The organism is Nostoc sp. (genome assembly GCF_054880495.1).
Genome location: NZ_JBTYKD010000220.1, coordinates 1 through 19,839, shown reverse-complemented (window position 1 = coordinate 19,839; position 19,839 = coordinate 1). Strand labels below are relative to the sequence as shown.

The following is a 19,839-nucleotide window of genomic DNA, read 5'->3' as shown; positions in this document are numbered from 1 at the left end:
CGTTGCCAAAATCTCTAACAACGGCATTTCTTGTAATTAAATCAATTTCAGCCTGACGGCGGTCTTTTTTTCGCTACTATCTAGCCCATAATAGCTGTAGTGCAGATGTTGCCCCCAAATCTGCTCCCACAAAGCAAAGGATACATCATAAAATTGCTGAATTTGCTGGTAAAGTGTTGCATTCATGAAAAAAGCAGTATTTAAGACAAATGCCCTTACTTGAATTTATATATCCTATTTAGCTGGGATATCTAGCACAATGAAGTAAATCACTTATGACTGTTTCTCGCACAATTTGCTTAGGATTTATGGCTATCATCGCTCTTGGAAGTATCTTGTTGATGATGCCTTTTTCTAGTAGTAGTGGTACATGGAATGACCCACTTGTGGCACTATTCACATCAACTTCAGCAGTTTGTGTCTCAGGTCTATCTGTGGTGAATGTTGGTACTTATTTTTCCTTTTGGGGTCAATTTATGATTCTAGTTCTAGTCCAAGTTGGAGGACTGGGATATATGACAGCTACAACCTTTCTTTTGCTGTTGTTAGGACGCAAGTTTGGTTTACAAGATAAAATTATCTTGCAACAAGCTTTAGATAACTCTGAAATCCACAGTAGTTTACAATTAGTTCGCTCGATTATTACCACTACACTAATTTTTGAAACTATCGGAGCTTTTTTACTATTACCTATTTTTGTCGCTGATTATGGAGGATATAGTGGTTTAGGTCTAGCAATTTTTTATAGCATTAATTCTTGGACTAATGCTAGTTTTAACTTATTTAATGATAGTTTAATTAAATATCAATCATCGATATTACTGAATATTGTAATTACTGGATTAATTATTTTCGGTGGACTAGGATATCAAGTTATTTTAGAAATGTATCTTTGGCTAGACAATCGTTTGAGAAGAAAAACAGTCAAAAGTACACTGTCTCTTAATTTTAAAGTAGTAACCAGCACAACGTTAGTACTTTTAATCACTGGATCTATTGCTTTTTATATAACTGAATTCCAAAATCCAGAAACTCTTGGCTCTTTAAGTTTATCAAGTAAACTGATAGGAGCATTTTTTCTATCTGTTACTACTAGAAGTGGTGGTTTTAACACTATTGATATCAGCAAAATGAGTACTGCTGCGTTATTTATTGCCATCGTGTTGATGTTTATTGGTGCTAGTCCTGGCAGTATGGGTGGTGGCATTAAAACAACTACAATCACAATTTTAACCAGTTGCAGCAAGGCAATCTTGCAAGGTAAAGAAGAAGTCCTGGTGTATCAGCGCCAAGTACCGACTTCTTCGATTTTGAAAGCAGTAGGTGTCACAGTTGGTTCTTTGGTAACTGTTGTAAGCGCAACGATTTTAATTGCAATTATTGAGCCATCTTTGAATTTTATGCAAATTTTATTTGAAGTTGTATCAGCTTTTGGAACTGTTGGTCTTTCAACAGGCATTACTGCCGCGATCGCAGCACCGGCTAAACTGATTTTAGTGACAATAATGTACATTGGAAGAGTTGGAGTTTTAATTCTCATGTCAGCCTTACTAGGAGATTCTCGCCCTAGTGTTATCCAGTATCCAGAGGAGAATATGCTAGTAGGTTAACTAAAGATCAGCAAAGTCATTTCCCCTCATCGGTAAATCGGTAGTATTTTGAAATCTACCAAGCCAACTTTATTTGCAATCATGTACTTGAAACGAGTTGGCGTTTTACTAATGATATCTTCTCTGTAAATACTCTTTTAAGTAGTTGAATATCAGAGAAAAAATTGCTATAAAAAATTATTGCCTGATGAAACCAAAGGTAGAAAGTGTGAATTTGTCGTCTTTAAATTTTTTTAGCGGTTTGCAGCGAAATAATCAACAGTTTGCAATTATCGGCTTAGGACGATTTGGACGAGCAGTATGTAGTACACTCTACAACTTAGGATACGAAGTACTGGGGACTGACATTGATAAAAAACGTGTTAACCAAATCTTAAACGATAAGTTGGCTACTCATGCTTTACAGATGGACTCTACTGAACCGGGGGCGCTCAAACAAGCCGGAATTTTTGAGTTTGAGACGGTAGTTGTGGCTATTGGCAATTATGTCCAAGAAAGTATTATTACAACACTGAATTTGAAGGAGGCGGGTGTTCCCTATATTGTTGCTAAGGCTTCTTCGGAAATTCACAGTAAGCTGTTACAGAAAGTTGGGGCCGACTACGTTGTTTATCCAGAATATGAAGCGGGTTGTGCCCTGGCGCGATCGCTTACTAAGCAATCAATACTAGACCGATTTGACCTTGACCCCGATCATAGTATTGTAGAAATAATTGTACCTGATCAATTTCACGGCAAAACCATCGCCGAACTTCAAATTCGTAACCGTTTTGGTTTAAATTTGCTAGCGATCATTAAGGATGGTAAATTTGAAATTAATCCTGAACCCACTAGGTATTTAGAGCAAGGTTCAGTAATGGTGGTTGTTGGCTGCAATAAAGATATTAATCGCTTGCCAACTTAACAGCCTAGCAATTAGCTGTATGCTTTCCCAGTCATTACTTGTGGCACATTTTAATGTGGCACAAGTAACTAAAATTTCACTGAATTTTTTTCAGTAGAATATGTATATATCACTACTAATTTAAAAGCCTGTTGGAGGGCTACTATGAAATACTGTCGCCCCCGACTTCAGTTTAAAAGCGGCTGGCTGTTGGCTATACTTACTGCGATCACAGCTACCCCTGCAATAGCAGAGCAAGCAAATTTTGGTACTTTCACACTGTCAACAAACTTTAATGCAGCACAAGGAACAGTGCAGGGATTTACAGGTGGTTCTTACTCATTGTCTGCCATAAGTAACCGCGATCGCGATCAAAAAGCCTGTATCGGTTTTGCCGATCCCAATCCCGATCATATTATGGTTTTGGAAAAGGACTTTTCGCAGCTAACAATACAAGTCGATAGCAACAACAACGACACCACTTTGTTGATCCAAGGCCCAGATAAAACGACGATTCGTTGCGGCGATGACACTGGCAAAAGTAAAGATGCTAGCGTTAGCGATCGCAACTGGAAAAGTGGCACCTATCGGATTTGGGTTGGTACATTTAATCCTGGGGTCAAGCGTGATTATACTCTGACAGTGGAGCAGAGGTGAAGTGGGGAGTAGGGAGATGAACCAACCAATGCCCAATAGTTCTCTTCTTAGGCTGCGCCAACGACTTCTCTACGAGACGCTACGTGAACGCTACTTCGACCCTTCTCTACGAGACGCTACGCGAACGACAGGTGTTACCCTGAGCTTGTCGAAGGGCTCTGGGCAGGCAAGCTCAGTACAAGTCAGTACAAGTGCCCACCTTTTACGTGTAACACCTGAGAGGATAATATGGGAGAGTAGCTTGTTGTGCTTTCCGAGGGTGCTATCTCGTGCTATCTATACTGCGTGCTGACTTTCGTATCATATTTGAACGTGACCCAGCTGCCCGTAACTGGTTGGAAGTTTTATTTTGTTACCCTGGTTTGCAAGCCCTGCTATTCCATAGGCTCGCTCACTGGCTGTATACTGTCAATCTTCCTTTTATTCCCCGCCTGATTTCTCACTTGGCTCGGTTTTTAACTGGAATTGAAATCCACCCGGGTGCAGCAATTGGGCAAAGTGTGTTTATTGACCACGGAATGGGTGTAGTAATTGGTGAAACTGCGATCGTGGGAAACTATGCCCTAATTTATCAAGGTGTCACCCTTGGAGGTACTGGTAAAGAATGTGGCAAGCGCCATCCGACTGTGGGTGAAAATGTCGTATTCGGAGCTGGAGCGAAGGTGCTGGGCAATATCGAAATTGGCAATAATGTCCGTATTGGCGCTGGGTCTGTTGTTCTAAGAGATGTGCCTTCAGACTGTACTGTGGTAGGCGTGCCTGGGCGGATCATATATCGTTCTGGAGTCCGGGTTGCACCTCTTGAACACAATAATTTACCAGATTCGGAAGCTGAAGTAATTCGTGCTTTAGTAGACAGGATTGAGGCGTTGGAAGAACAAATACAAACTCTTGGGCGCACTAACTCTTCTGCAAAAACTCCTGTATTGGCGGGTTGTGTAGCTTATAACCCGGATTTCTCACAAAATGCTCCAGTATGCAGCCTTAAATATAAGGCAATACAGGAGTTTCTAGATGGTGCTGGGATTTAAATAAAGTTAGGAGTTAGGAATGAAAATCATAAGTAGTCGAACATAATTAATTACACAATGTTATTGCGTTTTTTCATCTACTTAAATCAGGACTTATGCAAACAATATATAGGACTAGTATTTGATTTTTGAAATGCACGTAGTGGACTCTCTAGGCTAAAATAGTGCATTAGACGTAGGTTGGGTGGAGCGGAGCGCAACCCAACTGATTATCAGGATGTTGGCTTTGGCAAAGCCTCCACCCAACCTACAATTTTTTTGCAACTTAAATCAGGACTTACGCAAACAATAGCCGAAACCCTTATTTTCAGGTAGGGGCAATACCCTGCGGTCAGGCTTCGTCTACATGAATTGCCCCAGAGTGTGTGTACTTTTGCGTAAGTCCTATGATAAAATTAAGGATTAATTTCTTCACAAAACCACTCTTGATTCTCATCACGGTGATAAAGCCTTCTGTTTTGGGGTTCGCCGCGTAATTCTAAGTGATCTACCTGTACTGGTTCGAGCAGCAGTAGGCAAAAATTAAGCACTGGCTGCATAGGGTTGGGTGCTGCTGGTGCAAAAGCTTCTGGGGTTTCGACTCTGGGTTTACTAGGATGGGGCCAAAGAAACTGTAAACGCGCCGCATCACTAAGTTCTTGCCACATAATGATCCGGGCTGGCTGTAAATTCTGGTGAGAATCATCACCGCTTACCAGGGTCAAACAACCATTGATTCGGAATTGTTCTCGTGTATCGGGGAAGTACCAGCAAATTTCTGCCCAAGGTTGTTGCTGTATCTGGTCGGCTTTAGCGCTACGAGTATCGGTGATAAATTTTAGCTGATTTGTATCTTCCAGAAAGCCGCGAAAGACTAAGGTACGATTAGCAGGGCGACCGTTGGTTTGCACCGTTGCTAGTTGGAGGTAACGGGCATAAACAAGGCTGCGGTTACGATGGAGCGCATGAGCGATCGCGCTTCGCCAAGGAGCAAGAGTCATTGTAAAGTTCCGTACCTAAGTATTGAGTATACTACTTTATATGTTAACAAAACACAAAATCTCTAATTATGTATAAATGGTTACAATTTCAGTAATATATTTAACTGCCTTTACCAATGGCAACACAATAACTCGGCAAACTGTTATCAAACAAATTTATCAAGCTTGCCATGAAATTGGCTTCATGTATTTACAGAATTCAGGAATATCAAAAGACCTAATAAGTCAAGTGTTCACTCACAGCAAATCTTTCTTCAATTTACCTTTAGAAGTTAAGCAAAAGCAAGCTTGGAGTGATGAGTTTAGTAACACGGGTTATGTTGGTTTTGAGAGAGAACGTCTTAACCCCAATGATCCAGAGGACCTAAAAGAGGCGTTGAATTTAGGCAAACAAAAGGCTGTAGATATAGATGCTTCTATTCTCGCCTTTTATGATAGTTGTACAGAACTTGCTAACACGGTACTACAAGCATTTGCTTTGGCGTTGGAATTGCCAGAAGATTTTTTTATAATAAGACACAATCAACAACATCATACCTTGCGATTGCTCCACTATCCCCCATTGCAGACACCACCCAAACCCGGACAATTGCGTGCTGGTGAGCATTCCGATTATGGCAGTATTACCTTACTTTTCCAAGATGACGTTGGGGGGTTGGAAGTACAGACAACATCTGGAGAGTGGATTGCCGCGCCTGCAATTCCTGATACTATAGTAGTCAATACTGGCGATTTAATGCAACGGTGGACAAATCATCTGTTTTCCTCAACCAAGCATCGGGTAATGATTCCCAGTGATAACAGGCTGAAACAGTCGCGATATTCTATCGCTTTTTTCTGTCATCCTAATGATGATACAGAAATTGATTGTTTGGAGAGTTCCCACAAAGAACAATCGCCTATTTATCCCCCCATTCTTGCGGGAGAATATCTTTTACAACGTTTACAAGCAACTTATGGTAATTCGTAATACTTCTCTACGAGAGGCTACGCCAACGGCTGCGCTCAGTACAAGTTCGTAATTCAGAAAGATATTTAATATGAAAACTTACGACTGGATTGTAGTTGGCGGTGGAATTACTGGTGCTGCACTCGCCTACGAACTTGCGAAAACTGGCTTTTCTGTACTTTTGTTGGATCAATACAGCAGACCACAGAATGCAACTCGCTATAGTTATGGTGGGCTTGCCTATTGGTCAGCTACTACAACATTAACTCGGCAATTGTGCGAAGATGCGATCGCGCGTTACCATATCCTATCTCAAGAGTTAGACGCTGATATCCAATTTCGGGAATTAGATTTATTACTAACTATTTCAGCCGATTGTTACCCAGAAGCAACTGCTGCATTATATAATGATTGTGCCATTCCACCCCATTTACTGAGTGTCCAAGAAGCTTGTGAGTTGGAACCGCAGCTAAATCGAGAGGCGATATCTGGTGCTTTAATTGTTAAACACGGTCATATTCACCCAGAAAAAACAGCACAAGCCTATATCCAAGCCTTTCTGCGGGCTGGGGGTGAAATGCAGATTACCCAAGTCTTACAAGTATTACAAGATGGCGTAAAAACAACTACTGCAACTTTCCACAGTGCTAATGTTGTCATTTGTGCTGGTGGACTCAGCCGCCAGCTTTTAAAGTCTGCTGATATTCCTATCAAGTTATATTTTACCCACGCAGAAATAATTGAAACCCCACCTGTAAATGTGCAGTTACGCACCTTAGTTATGCCGGCTAATGTGCAACGGTTTCAACTAGAAGCTGAATCTAGTCAAGTTGATGAATTGTGGGATGAACTTGGTAATGAACTACTACCGCCGATTTTAGATGCGGGTGCAATTCAGTTTCAAGATGGTAGTTTCCGCATCGGTCAAATTAGCCGTGCGATCGCAGATCCTCATGCCAAGGTAAACTCAGAGGTAAGTGAAAAATGGTTGCGAAAAAGCATAAAGCAAATTTTGCCAAATTTAGAGAATTTACCAGGAACTTGGTATCATTGCTTGGTGGCATTTAGTAGCGACAGACTTGCCTTAATTGGTGCTATTCCCAAATTTGATCGCGTTCATGTTTTTACTGGGTTTAGTAATCCTTTGGTCATTGTACCACCCTTAGCGGAGCATTTTGCTAAGTTTGCTGCTGGCAAGGAAGATGAAATTATTGCCCAGCTATCTCTTTAACCGTAACAATAACTTTTTATTACACAAAAATATGTATAAAGTTAACTTTTTATTAGTAAAATATCGTACTAATAAGCTGAAAAATATCTAATTTGCATAACTGAATTCAACAGAACTCTTGTGGGGTAGGCATCTTGCCCGCCCTAATTATGCAAGTTAAATGTGGGACAGCTTATCACATTTTAAAGGTTAATATGGAACAAAACCAAGAATGAAAAACTCGATCGCATTTTCTATTCCCTTGGTAATTCTGGTCGGTTTGCGCTCTTAAACACCTGTTCTACTGTTAGCGCCCAATCAACAATTACCATTGATTCCATGCAAGTAGCACCTGTAAATACCTTATCCTCATACTGTCCCTCCACCCACTGGCAAATCGTAATTTGTTGCATCTGTTGGGTCAACAATCCAATACTCCAATATTTCCCTAGCGGCATACTCCGTCCGCTTGTAGCGATAATCACGAACGCGGTTCGCCGTTCCCGGAGAAACAATTTCAATTACTAGTGCAGGCGGTGGCATCTCACGGGTGAGGGTAGCACGAGTAGCACTAATAAGGGCAGCATAAGATTCTTCTGTGTGAACCATTAAGTCAGGTAAACGACATCTCGCCCGTCGCCCCGCCACCTCAATTTCTGTATCCTTGTGAGCAATTAAATAAAAGGGGAAATGTTTTAGTAGTTCAACGAATAGAAATCTTGCCAGATTGCTATTTTCTTGACTTTCAGGTGGCATCTCGACTAGTTCTCCATCCACCAACTCATAGCGCGTGTCTGTACCATCGTCATAGGTAAGATACTCCTCAAAGGTCAGCAGTTTTTGGGTTTTCGTCGTTTGGGTCATTTGCTTTGCCTTCTTACCCTACATAGACTACTACTGAATACTACTAAATTAATGTATTTCTTTTAACTACATTTTAATATATTATCACTGTTTTTTAGTATAAGTAGAAAAATTATAGTTTGTTTTTCTGGTATATTTTTTCCTATTGGTAATAAAAAATGATCAAACGCATAACAGTAACAATAGACTTTCGCGCATGGGTAGCGATTTGAGTGGGGGACAGCAGCAACAATTAGCGATCGCACGTGCTTTAATAGGACAGCCCCAATTACTCGTCTTAGATGAATCCCCGTCAGGCTGATTACTATTACGCCATGCAAAAAGGTGGTATTGTCGCTTCCGATTCAACAGCCGAACTCAGCCAAGATGTGATTCAGCGATTTTTAGCTGTTTAATTTCTGATACTTCTATATCAATTTTGTCGGAAGTAATCAAGTCTGCTGCTTCTTGTAAAAGCTCATTTTGTTCCTTCTGAATTGCTTCTAAACGATGAGAAATTTCTGCTAATCGCTGTTGTTTATTTGCTTGAAAATTTTCCGGCTCTAAAACTGGCAAATTATCAATTATTTTAGTAGCTGTCATTCTTTGGATAGTAAAACTCCCAACTTTAATTAAGGAAAGAAAGCTAACTTTAATCAAAGCCTGAAAAAATTTTATCGGAACTTGGAGTATTGACCAACTAGCTGTTTCAATTAAGCGGACAATTGCTTTGATGATGCTCCAAACTATAGCGAGTGCAAACAGCAGAATTGTTACACTAATAATTGGGTGATTAGCACCCCAAGTTAGTATTTGAACTAACCTAAAAAATAGGGGGTGTTGTGTCAGCCAATCACTTACAGAAGATGCCAATGCTGTTTTTACTGCTCCCGATGTTGTAGTCTTAAATTGCTCGGCTGTTTGCCAACTTTGTTCTAAGTTTGTTGTAACTGTATCAGTTGTTGTAGTGGCTGTTGCCTTCAAAGACTCCCCAACTTGTTGTGCTGAATTACTTAGAGAGTTGACGCTTTCGCCTACAAAATCTTTCACATTTTGCAAGCGTTGTAATATTCCGTTAGGCAAATGTATGTCTATTTGAGATGGCATAATATTTCACCGAGGTTGAAATCGAACCCGTAACCCATCTTTGGGGCGATTGCTAGGAACTAAGCTGTTGGACATTTAACTTGCATATTACCTGGAAGTAAAAGTCTTGTGGGGTGGGCATCTTGGCCGCCCTGGTTATGCAAATTAAAAGTACATTAGCTTAACACTGTTTCTAAACTTTGATTGGGTAATATCTCCCAATGATAATTGCGTAGAAGGTGGGCAGCAATAATCTTCATTTCCATTTTGGCAAAAGCTATACCAATACAGATGCGTGGACCACCACCGAAACCAACTAAACTAAAAGGATACTTTTTGTGTTCTTGGCGCTGGGGACTGAAACGATCTGGATCAAAACGCTCTGGTTCATGGTAAATTTCCTTTAGGCTATGAGTTATCACAATTGAATAAAGTAACTGCCAACCAGCAGGAACGTGATAACCTTTAAACTCAAAGTCTTTAATTACACCACGAAACCCGCCTCCAATAGGTTGATGCAATCTTTCAACTTCCCATAGAACCTGCTCTAAATAGGGCATTTTCCCCAATTGTTCTAAATCTAAATTATCTTTACTTGCAAGTTGTAATTGTTCTTTTCTGGCTCTTTCGAGTACTTCTGGATGGCGGGCTAACTCTACACACAACCAAGTCAGCATCGAAGTAGTCGTTTCATGTCCAGCGAAGAGTAGCAGCACCGCTTGGGCAATGATTTCTTTTTCACTTAGACTGTTACCATCTTCATCTTTAGCTTTGATTAACAAGCTGATGGTATCTTGAGTTGGGTTTTGCTGACGTTCTCTGACAACTTGAGTTAGATGCTCTAAAATCTGATTACGAGCGGCTATAGCTTTACCAAATGTAGTAAATGGTAAAGACAACGGGTTAATAGCAAACAGCCCATTCGTCAAGGTTGTAAACAACTGGCTAAGGCGCACACATTCAGGTCCAGGACGCGTACTCAACAACAATTGACTGGCAATATCAAATGTCAGCTGTTTAAACTCTTGTAACCAAGTAAACTCCTGTTTTTTCTCCCACTTTTGGAGATAGCTACGCGTAATATCTTCCATTGTGGAGACATAATTTGCCAGTACTGGACCATGCAACGCTGGCATCATTAAGCGGCGGTTTCTGCGATGTTCCTCTCCATCTTGCAGAAAAAGTGATTCACCCAGTAATATCTTGAAATTATCAGGCCATCCCTCGCGCCAAGAAAAATTCTCCATTTGGCTTGACAAAACGAACTCTAACGCCTCCGGTCCTGCCATTACCACAGTTGGTCTGCCAATAAGATGAGTTTTGAAGATAGACTCATACTGGCGATAGCGCTTTTTGGCAAAATCGCAGTCGAAAACAAAGGAGAGTGTTTCAACTAATACAGGTATACCAAAGCTTCCAGGAGGAATTTGATTACTTTTCATATCTTAACTTTATGTTGCTCCAACAACTCTGGGCAAGGCACTGCTTTGTCTACGCTCTAACTCGAAACACTAGTATAAAACCGCAACGCAAACCGCCAAAACTGACTACGGATAGGTAGCTATAAAAAGCTCCACCCACAAGGGAATGGAGTTTTTGGGCATGGGGAATGGGGCACTTGTACTGACTTGTACTGAGCGACGCGTTGCCTTGAGCTTTGCCGTACCACTTCGTGGAAGCAAGCTACGCGTAGCGCGATGCCCTGAGCTTGCCGTTCGCGCAGCGCGATGCCCTGAGCTTGCCGAAGGGTCTCGTAGAGAAGGGTCTCGTAGAGAAGGGTCGAAGTAGCGTTGTCGTTGGCGCAGGCTAAGAAGAGAAGTATAGGGCATGGGGAAGAAGTTACCTGTTTGGCCCATGCCCTATGCCCCAAGGGTTGGGGCGGCTATCCTTGTCCACTCACTCAAGGGAATTGAGTTTCCCGCCGCTTTCAATGAAAAAGTTAACACGATACTCCAACTCTGATGCGATCGCAATACTCCAAAATAGTCTTAGTACTTTCAAATATCTTCGCATCTTGCACCCTTAACCCAAAACCTGCCATCTATCATCACATTTACTAAAATTACACAATAACTTTACGCAAATTTAATATTACTTTTTATTTAGGAAAATAGCTAAACGTTAAGATGTTGTGGGTCTATTTTTGAAAGGTAAGAAATTCTATGCATCTGGATTTACCACAACTGATTAAATCACTCGGCTACTTTGGGGTATGGGCGATTGTCTTTGCTGAATCTGGCTTGTTAATTGGTTTTTTCCTGCCTGGAGATAGTTTATTGTTCACTGCGGGATTTGTCGCATCCCAGAATTTACTGAACATTTGGGTTCTGATTTTTGGTGCTTTTATTTGTGCAGTCTTAGGTGACAATGTTGGCTATTTTACTGGGCATAAATTTGGCAGAAGACTATTTCAGAAGGAAGATTCATGGTTGTTTCGTAAAAAACATCTTGTTAAAACCCAAGACTTTTATCAACAACACGGTAAAAAAACGGTTGTTTTAGCACGCTTTTTACCCATTGTACGGACTTTCGCGCCGATTGTGGCTGGGATTGGTGCGATGCATTATCGCACATTTATGTCTTACAACTTAATCGGTGGCTTTCTTTGGACATTCGGCATCACCCTGTTAGGGTTTTTCTTAGGAAAATCTCTGCCACCTGAACAGGTAGATAAGTATTTGTTACCGATTATTGGATTAATTATAATTGTTTCTTTACTGCCATCGATAATTCATCTAATACAAGAAAACAGAGTAAACAAAAGTTAAAATATTTTTCGTAGCTCATTACTAGATGTTTTATTGTATAAGCTAAGGGGAGCATCCCAAATTTTGAAATTTACTATTATCCTGCCTGAAGATAGGAATAAGAGAATGAGAAAACGAACCGCATACTCCTACAGAGAAGCTACGCGCAGCGTCTGTCTTCGATAGGCTGCGCGAACGCAGAGAAGAGCGCAAAGGTAAGAAAGTTGTAAAGGGTTTTTGCATCAGTACCGTGAATTTTTGAAAAATTGGAATGCTCCCAAAACTAAGTCTATTTACTTAGTGGAGCCACAAACATCAGAGCTTGATAATACCCTCAACCTCTATCTGTTCCTAAAAAATCTCCTCTTTTTCCTAATTGCAACACTTTTTATTATGGTTGTAAACTGGGGTTGAAACACACAAAGCCCCATACCCTACCTCTACCATTTCCCGCTTGGTATAAAGTCTGGTTGCTATCAGTGCAACTGCTAAGAGTAGTGCTGTCATTAGTGGCTATGCTATTGTGGGGATTATACAGAGTTTGAGTTTTCTGACCAGAGTTGTATATAGAGAAACGATCGCAAAGTAATTTAATATTTAAAAATTACCTAATTCTCAAGAATAATTAATACTTAAGCAAATAAAATCTATCTAAAGATACTAATGTGAATGATTATAGAATTACTTTAAAATATACAATAGATACCAGAGAGGAACAAAAGTAATATCTTGTGACAAACTATTACTCGAAATATATTCAATAATTACGCAAAATTAGGAAATAACATAGACGCATTTGCCGAGCGTCTCCTGATCCCAGCCTCTGGTAGAGAATAGAAGCAGCTTGCCCCAAGGTTCTTGCGTAAGTCCCAATATTGTGAAACCATAGCTTGTGACTTGTTTATACAACTGCGACTAGCCTTTCTTTAGTCTCACTCCAGAAAAAAGTACTGGTAAGGATCATGAAGCGATTTCTAAATTTAGGAAACAATCAGAAACCATCTAATCGTCGTCTGTGGCTCCTGCTTTTAGGACGTACTAGTTTGGCTCTGGGTGGGGTTCTGCTGGTTGGAATTGGAGTTGGTGCTTGGTGGGCTAGAAACTATGTATATAATGATTTAGCACCGTTAGTCCAGCAAAATCTTCAGCAATTGCTTGGGCGTCCGGTAAAAGTTGGGAAAGTTGAACGTTTTTCGCTCTCTAGTCTGAGATTTAGCTCTCTATCGATACCAGCAACTCCCAGCGATCAAGATCAGGTGGTAGCAAAAGCTTTGGAGGTGCAGTTCTCGCCCTTGGAACTCCTCTTTAACCGAAAACTAGCATTAAATGTCACGTTAGTTCAGCCCAATGTTTACATTCAACAGGATAAAGATGGTCGTTGGGTGAGAGCGCAAGTTAAGGCTGCTGAAGGACAAGGCTTTATTCAAACTGAGTTGCAGACACTTCAAATTCAAGATGGCGATGTCGAGTTGATGCCATTCGCCGCACCAACTAAACCGAAAGGCTCAGTAATATTAGATCAAGTTGGTGGTGTTGCCCGATTTTCAGATCGAAATCAAAGGATCGCTTATGACATCAATGCTCAACTCGCTAGGGGAGGCGGTGTTAAAATCGTTGGCGAAACACAAGTAAAAGCTCAACAAACTAGCCTGAAGCTGCAAGCACAAAATTTACAAGCATCAGAGATAAGTCGATTAATTCAGTTGCCGATCGCTTTGCAAGCAGGATATTTAAATGCTGACTTAGGGGTTGAGATTCCAGCCAAACTGTCACAAATAGCAGTTACGGGAACAGCTACAGCTAATCAAGTTACTGCTAAAATTCAAAATATTCCTCAGCAGGTTTCTAATTTTAATGGGAATTTTGTATTTCAGGGTCAAACAGTTGCTTTAAATAATCTGACTACGAATTTTGGTAAGGTTCCCATTCTAGCGAATGGAACAATTAATAGTAAAACAGGTTTTAATGTCTCGGCTCAGATAAAACCTGTTAGTGCAAAAAATATTCTAGACACATTGAATGTAAATTCGTCAGTCCCAGCTAGTGGCGAAATTCAAGCAAATATTCAGGTACGTGGCTTACTTGGGCAACCAGTTCTTAGCGGTACAGTCAGCAACACAAAACCTATTCAAGTTGACCGCGTTCAATTTAAAAGCGTCAATACTGATTTCCGCTTGAATGTATCTCAAACTGCATCTCAAATTGCTCTTTCCAATCTGAAAATAGTCCCCGCAGCCGGTGGTGAAATTACAGGCGGCGGTGAAGCTAATGTGGGAGTTAAAAATGATGTAATATTTAATGCCCAAGCGGATGGAATATCAGGGGATATACTAGCACATAGCTATGGCTTTACTTTACCGATCGCAGTTGGGAATGTTTCAGCAAAAGCCCAAATTTCTGGCTCACTTGGCAAACAGCCCTTGAAACTTGATATTACTAGTGTTCAGGTGACACCGCCAGCCGGGGGGCAAATAACAGCCAATGGTCAAATTCAACTGGCTCCTGAAGGTCAAGTAGGCGTAAATATTCAAGCTCAAGGTATCCCAGGAAATGCGATCGCTCAAGGTTATGGCATTTCAACTCCGATTAATGTTGGTGGTATATCTGCGAAGGCCAAAATCTCTGGTTCTTTAGGTAGTCCGTTAAACGTGAATGTGGCTCGCGTTCAGGCAAATCCAGAGGTGGGAGGGCAAGTCACAGCCAACGGTCAACTTCAGCTTGCACCCAAAGGTAGAGTATCATTTAATGTGCAAGCAGAAAATTTACCAGGGGATGCGATCGCCCGAGCCTACAAAACTTCACCCTCGATCACCATTGGCAAGGTATCGGCAAATGCGAATATTTCCGGCACTCTGAGTAATCTGCAAACAGTAGCGCGGGTGCAAGCGCCTACCGCCACCTATCCCACTAGCGGACGAGTTGTTGTTACCAAACAAGGACAGAATATCGTTTTCCCCGATGCCGTTTTGAACGTAGCAGGTGGGACAATCAGGGCTAGTGGTCAACTTGCACAAGAACGCTGGCAAGGAGTTGTTAACACTTCGGAAATTCAACTCAACCGTTTCTCACCACAACTGCGAGGACGACTCAATAGCAACATTCAGTTATCAGGCACAACAAAATCTTTCCAGCTTGCAGATATTCGCGCCGCCGGAGAAATCCGCCTTCCCCAAGGGATAGCGCTGCTAGAAAAACCCCTGACAGCACAATTTAAGTGGAATGGACATCAGATTATAGTTGAAAACGCAAGTACCCCAGGAGTGAGTGCTAATGGTGCGATCGCTATTCAGTCTCCACCAACTGGCGCACCCCAAATTGCCGGATTTAATTTAAATGTACTGGCACAGAATTTCAACTTAAAAAATACTGGCTTTAAAGTTCCTGGTGACGTCGCAGTAGCAGGGCTAGTTGATTTTAATGGAAAAGTTACAGGTACTCCAGATGTTCCCCAAGCTAATGGTAATATCCGGTTGCGGAATTTCCAGGTAAGTAACTTGGCGTTTGACCGACTTTTAACCGGAAACGTGAATTTTCAAGGGGGACAGGGTGCAAGTCTGCAACTAGCTGGGAAGCAAGATCGGATTGCGCTGAACCTGGGTGCAGATTATCGTCCCACTTCATTTTTAGTTAAACGTGATGGCGCACTCACCACAGGGAGAACAGAGGGAGATAACTTGCTCATCAACGCCCAACAGTTTCCTATAGCTCTGATTGGGGGCTTTTTACCGAACAATCAATTGAAACCACTGGCGGGGCAACTATCGGGGAATTTAGTTGTCAATCTTAATAATTATGCCGTTGCGGGGGATGTGGCGATCGCAGCGCCTCGTGTTGCTAGAGTGGCAGCAGATGAATTTCGCGGTACGATCAATTATGCCGATGGTACTGCTAGCTTGGCTAATGGTCAATTGCGGATTGCAGATAGCAACATCGCCTTGAGTGGAAATGTGAAAACAGGGAATGACCCGCAATTTCAATTCCAAGCTAATTTTTATCAAGCCAAAATCCAGAGACTTTTACAAGCGTTCAATGTCTTCAACTTTCAAGATTTTAATACCGGGTTGCAGCCTCCGAAGTTGGCTAAAGCAGAAGTACTTAACACTGAATCTATCAGTTTGCCCGATGCAGATTTGAAAACACAGTTAGCATATTTCTCAAAAGTTACCGCATTGGCAGCAAAACAACAACAAGTAGAGACAAAACAAACTCTATCTTTGCCCACCCTTGCAGAATTAACGGGTGCTTTAAGCGGAGCAATTACAGCGAATGGCTCATTAAAATCTGGGTTGAATGTCGGCTTTAATTTTCAAGGTGCTAACTGGCAATGGGGTGAATACTCCATCAATCAAGTCATTGCTCAAGGTACTTTTGCCGATGGTATTGTGACACTTTCGCCCTTGAGTATTGGTATCAATCAAGGATTGGTGGCGTTTTCAGGACAGTTAGGAACTGAGCAACTATCTGGTAAGTTAAATGTAGCAAGTTTACCTTTATCACTTTTAGAGCCTTTTATCCAAAAATACCCCATAGATATTACTGGGAAAGTGAATGCTGATGCCACATTAGCAGGTAGTTTAAAAGACCCTAGTGTGAAAGGACAAGTGGCGATCGCGGATGCGACTCTCAACAAGAAACCTGTGCAAACAGGAAAAGTGAACTTTGATTACAACAAAGCTCGCTTGAATTTTGATAGTACCTTATTAGTCACAGGAACGCAGCCAGTTGCGATTACAGGTACTGTACCGGCTCCTTTGCCTTTTGTGGCAGTGCAACCAGATAGCAATCAAATCAACATCAATGCCAATGTGCAGAATGAAGGATTGGCACTGTTAAACGTGTTTACCAACAATCAAGTCGCTTGGGTAGACGGTCAAGGAAAAGTAGATTTAAATGTTCAAGGTACTTTAAAAGAACCAATTATCAACGGAAATGCCACACTTAATAATGCAACTTTTCGCAGCCAAGCTTTATCTGATCCTCTCACGAATGTCACAGGAACAGTACAATTTAATGGTAAAACGCTGAATGTCGCAGGTATCCAAGGCACGTACAATAAAGGGCAAGTCACAGCATCAGGCATCCTGCCAATTTTTACTCCTGGGCAAGCCGCAGCGAATCCCCTAACAGTATCAATCGCAGATAAACTCAATTTTAAGGTTGCAGGATTGTATCAAGGCGGTGTCGGCGGCGATGTCGTGATTCGCGGAACAGCGTTAAAACCTGTAATTGGTGGACAGATTAAACTGAGTAATGGTCAGGTGATTATTGGAAACTCGGCTACTGCTAATAAAAAATTAGCAGCTACAGCTGAAGCTAATGCTAACGTCATAAACAGAGAAGAGGTTAACGCTAACGTCACACCTACGGCAGAGAATAGCGCTAACCCAGTGATTACAGCCAAGACTAGCACCACTAGCGCAGTCACTCCACCCAATTTACCTATAGAGTTTGCAGATTTAAAGTTGACTTTAGATAAGGGTATTCGTGTTACCACTCAGTCCCTATTGAGCTTTGTACCAGGAGGAGCAGCATTGAGTCAGCCCCTATTGAGCTTTGACGCTAAAGGCGACTTGACCATTAATGGTACATTAGCCAAGCCGCTTCCTGAAGGAGTCATTCGTTTGACAGGAGGAGGACTGAGCTTATTTTCCACTCAGTTCGCCTTGGCGCGGGGCTATGAACAAACTGCGCGGTTTATTCCTAGCCAAGGACTTGACCCGACCCTAGATGTGCGACTTACCGCAATTGTACCGGAAACATCGGCAAGAAACAGTCAAACTTTGGAATCACCATTGTCTTCTGAAGTCAGCGATGTTTCTGTAAACAACTTTGGGACTTTAAATAGCGTTACCGTTCAAGCCAGGGTGAACGGGCCAGCTAGTGAATTGACCGACAATCTGGAACTGACGAGCGAACCCAGCCGTAGTAAGGGAGAGATAGTTGCTCTGCTGGGTGGCTCAATTCTGAATTCTTTCGGTCAAACAGATGCAGGCCAAGGGCTGACTAATTTCGCTAGTTCGACCATTTTAGGTGGTTTACAAGGAACGATCACTGCGATCGGACAGGCTGTAGGTTTCAGTGAGTTTCGGATATATCCGACTCCATCTACTAATAATAATAAAGCAGCGATCGCTTCAGTTCTTAATTTATCAGCAGAAGGTGTGTTTGACATCAATAGAAATGCATCTGTTTCTTTATCACATGCTCTTTCTAACAATGATGACTCTTTCGTTTACAATTTGCTCTATCGACTTAATGACGAAATTCTCATGCGAGGCTCAACTAATTTGGGGGATGAAAATCAGTTCCAAGTTGAGTATGAAACCCGATTTTAGATTACAGCTATTTTGTAGTCCTTTTAGGCTTTTATTAATTATCCTTTGATTGTAAATAGACCATATTGTAGGGGTTTAGCAATGCTAAACCCCTACGAAAGATGTGGCTTTTCACTGATACATATTTACTATTTATTGTCAATGTGTAAGTCCTATATTTGATCCTCCCTAACCTAACCGTTCTCAAAAAGCCGGAAATTAGAGTAAGGTTATGCGATCGCTCCATTAATTGCTTCTTCTTGACCAACTAAAGATAAGTAAGGTGATTTTAAATACTTACAAGCTGCGGCGATCGCATCCTTGGCACTCACAGCCGCAATCAATTCTTGGAACTTGGTGTCAAAATCAATTCCTAAGCCCAAAATTTCATACCAGCCGTATATTTGAGCAATTTGCCCGTTTGTTTGTTTACCCAAAGCGTACTGCCCCAGAATCTTATTTTTAGCAGCTTGCAGGGCGCTTTCGGATACTTCTGTCGTACACAATAAATCTACCTCTGTACGCAGTCCCTCTAGGGCAATGCTAGTATTTTCCGGTGCTGTACCCATGTAAACCACAAATGACGCTGGAAATAGCCTTGTGGAGTAAAAGGCGGATACTTCGTAAGCTAAACCTCGTTTTTCTCGCAATTCCACAAACAAGCGGCTAGAAAGCCCATTTCCCAAGTAGGTACATAGCAACTTTAGTGAGGCGTAGTCAACAGAACTTACCGATGTTCCCAAATAACCGAGCATCACAATTGATTGTTGTGTCTGTACTGGCTTCAACCTTACCTGCGGTTCCACCTTAATTTCAGGTAAATTTAGTATTGGCAGTGCTTGGGCTGTAGCTTGCCAATCACCAAAAACTTCTTCTACCAACGCCACTGCATCTGTGGGTGTGACTCTCCCCGCAATACTAATTACTAGATTATCTGGACGAAAATAAGTTTGGTGATATTCCACTAAATCCGCACGAGTTAAGCGGCTCATCGTGGTTTCATCACCCAGCACTGACATAGAATAGGGATGATTTTGGTACATTACCTGCCGCATTTGTTCAAAGGCGACATTGAAGGGTTGCTCTTTTTGGGAACGAATATCTTGGAGTGCTAAACGTCTTTCTAATTCCACTTGAGTTTCGGGAAAAGTAGGCGATCGCAAAATCCGCCCTGCCAATGCTAAAATTTCCGCAAAATCGGATGTTACTGTTTTCAGAGATAGCAAAAAATAATCAGTACTGGCATCTGTACTCAAACTCGCCCCTACAGACTCAACAATTTCGGCAATTTCCAAACTAGAAAGACCATCGCATCCCTTTGTCATCACTGCTGATAGCAAATGTGCCAACCCTGCTTGCTCCCGGTTTTCGTGACAACTACCGGCACGCACAAAGATTCGCGCCGCAATAATATCCGCAGCAGGATTTTCTGCCACCAGTACGACAATGCCATTGTTCAATACAGTGCGATGGATAGGCGATTTTTGCAGCAAGGTTGTCATTTGTCCTTTGTCCTTTGTCATTTGTCA

15 protein-coding genes and 2 pseudogenes are annotated in these 19,839 nt (G+C 41.7%); 10 read left to right on the top strand and 7 right to left on the bottom strand.

All coding sequences use genetic code 11. The features are described from left to right. Positions 1-34 precede the first annotated feature (34 nt). Positions 35-186, bottom strand: a pseudogene (locus ACYTXL_RS20195) (methyltransferase domain-containing protein); the annotation flags it as partial. An 89-nt stretch (positions 187-275) separates the two neighbouring features. Here ACYTXL_RS20195 and ACYTXL_RS20190 point away from each other — a divergent pair. The 5 genes from ACYTXL_RS20190 to cysE all read left to right on the top strand — a co-directional run bounded on the left by ACYTXL_RS20190 (position 276) and on the right by cysE (position 4,181). Further along, positions 276-1,610, top strand: coding sequence for a TrkH family potassium uptake protein (locus ACYTXL_RS20190; protein WP_461926284.1), 1,335 nt, complete (start codon positions 276-278; stop codon positions 1,608-1,610). Positions 1,611-1,818: 208 nt separating this feature from the next. Then, positions 1,819-2,514: a potassium channel family protein gene (locus tag ACYTXL_RS20185; protein WP_461926289.1), complete on the top strand. Its 696-nt coding sequence runs from the start codon at positions 1,819-1,821 to the stop codon at positions 2,512-2,514. Between the two features lie 144 nt (positions 2,515-2,658). Next, positions 2,659-3,150 carry a hypothetical protein gene (locus tag ACYTXL_RS20180; RefSeq protein WP_461926283.1) on the top strand — a complete coding sequence of 164 codons (492 nt, stop codon included), beginning with the start codon at positions 2,659-2,661 and terminating at the stop codon, positions 3,148-3,150. Between the two features lie 16 nt (positions 3,151-3,166). After that, complete coding sequence (locus ACYTXL_RS20175; protein WP_461926282.1) at positions 3,167-3,442, top strand: hypothetical protein; 276 nt, start codon at positions 3,167-3,169, stop codon at positions 3,440-3,442. Continuing rightward, the gene (gene cysE, locus ACYTXL_RS20170) at positions 3,420-4,181 is read left to right on the top strand and encodes a serine O-acetyltransferase (RefSeq protein WP_461926281.1); all 762 of its coding nucleotides are present in this window, start codon (positions 3,420-3,422) and stop codon (positions 4,179-4,181) included. Before ACYTXL_RS20175 ends, cysE begins: the two co-directional genes overlap by 23 nt. Positions 4,182-4,576: 395 nt before the next feature. Here cysE and ACYTXL_RS20165 read toward each other — a convergent pair whose 3' ends face one another. Next, a complete protein-coding gene (locus ACYTXL_RS20165) occupies positions 4,577-5,161 on the bottom strand; it encodes an Npun_F5749 family FMN-dependent PPOX-type flavoprotein (protein ID WP_461926280.1) in 585 nt (194 codons plus the stop codon). A 76-nt stretch (positions 5,162-5,237) separates the two neighbouring features. On the opposite strand from ACYTXL_RS20165, the gene ACYTXL_RS20160 reads away from it, so the two are divergent. Together ACYTXL_RS20160 and ACYTXL_RS20155 are read left to right on the top strand one after the other, a co-directional pair. After that, entirely contained in the window at positions 5,238-6,131 is an 894-nt protein-coding gene (locus tag ACYTXL_RS20160) for an isopenicillin N synthase family dioxygenase (protein ID WP_461926279.1), read from the top strand. A gap of 70 nt (positions 6,132-6,201) precedes the next feature. Beyond that, complete coding sequence (locus ACYTXL_RS20155) at positions 6,202-7,341, top strand: NAD(P)/FAD-dependent oxidoreductase (RefSeq protein ID WP_461926278.1); 1,140 nt, start codon at positions 6,202-6,204, stop codon at positions 7,339-7,341. Positions 7,342-7,689: 348 nt separating this feature from the next. Here the strand turns inward: ACYTXL_RS20155 and ACYTXL_RS20150 are convergent, their stop codons facing one another. Then, the gene (locus ACYTXL_RS20150; protein WP_461926277.1) at positions 7,690-8,184 is read right to left on the bottom strand and encodes a Uma2 family endonuclease; all 495 of its coding nucleotides are present in this window, start codon (positions 8,182-8,184) and stop codon (positions 7,690-7,692) included. Between the two features lie 187 nt (positions 8,185-8,371). Here ACYTXL_RS20150 and ACYTXL_RS20145 point away from each other — a divergent pair. Beyond that, positions 8,372-8,579, top strand: a pseudogene (locus ACYTXL_RS20145) (ATP-binding cassette domain-containing protein); the annotation flags it as partial. Here the strand turns inward: ACYTXL_RS20145 and ACYTXL_RS20140 are convergent. From ACYTXL_RS20140 to ACYTXL_RS20130, 3 genes are all read right to left on the bottom strand, one after another. Next, on the bottom strand, positions 8,542-9,270 hold the full coding sequence (locus ACYTXL_RS20140; RefSeq protein WP_461926276.1) for a hypothetical protein: 729 nt from the start codon (positions 9,268-9,270) through the stop codon (positions 8,542-8,544). The pseudogene ACYTXL_RS20145 and the gene ACYTXL_RS20140 overlap by 38 nt on opposite strands. 155 nt (positions 9,271-9,425) lie before the next feature. After that, positions 9,426-10,691: a cytochrome P450 gene (locus ACYTXL_RS20135; protein ID WP_461926275.1), complete on the bottom strand. Its 1,266-nt coding sequence runs from the start codon at positions 10,689-10,691 to the stop codon at positions 9,426-9,428. Between the two features lie 105 nt (positions 10,692-10,796). After that, a complete protein-coding gene (locus ACYTXL_RS20130) occupies positions 10,797-11,078 on the bottom strand; it encodes a hypothetical protein (protein ID WP_461926274.1) in 282 nt (93 codons plus the stop codon). Between the two features lie 333 nt (positions 11,079-11,411). Between ACYTXL_RS20130 and ACYTXL_RS20125 the strand changes: the two genes are divergently transcribed. Together ACYTXL_RS20125 and ACYTXL_RS20120 are read left to right on the top strand one after the other, a co-directional pair. Then, positions 11,412-12,017 (top strand): DedA family protein, encoded by a 606-nt coding sequence (locus tag ACYTXL_RS20125; protein ID WP_461926273.1) that lies wholly within the window; start codon positions 11,412-11,414, stop codon positions 12,015-12,017. Positions 12,018-12,958: 941 nt separating this feature from the next. Further along, entirely contained in the window at positions 12,959-18,331 is a 5,373-nt protein-coding gene (locus tag ACYTXL_RS20120) for a translocation/assembly module TamB domain-containing protein (protein ID WP_461926272.1), read from the top strand. A 209-nt stretch (positions 18,332-18,540) separates the two neighbouring features. Here the strand turns inward: ACYTXL_RS20120 and ACYTXL_RS20115 are convergent, their stop codons facing one another. Continuing rightward, a complete protein-coding gene (locus ACYTXL_RS20115) occupies positions 18,541-19,812 on the bottom strand; it encodes a M16 family metallopeptidase (protein WP_461926271.1) in 1,272 nt (423 codons plus the stop codon). Positions 19,813-19,839 lie beyond the last annotated feature (27 nt).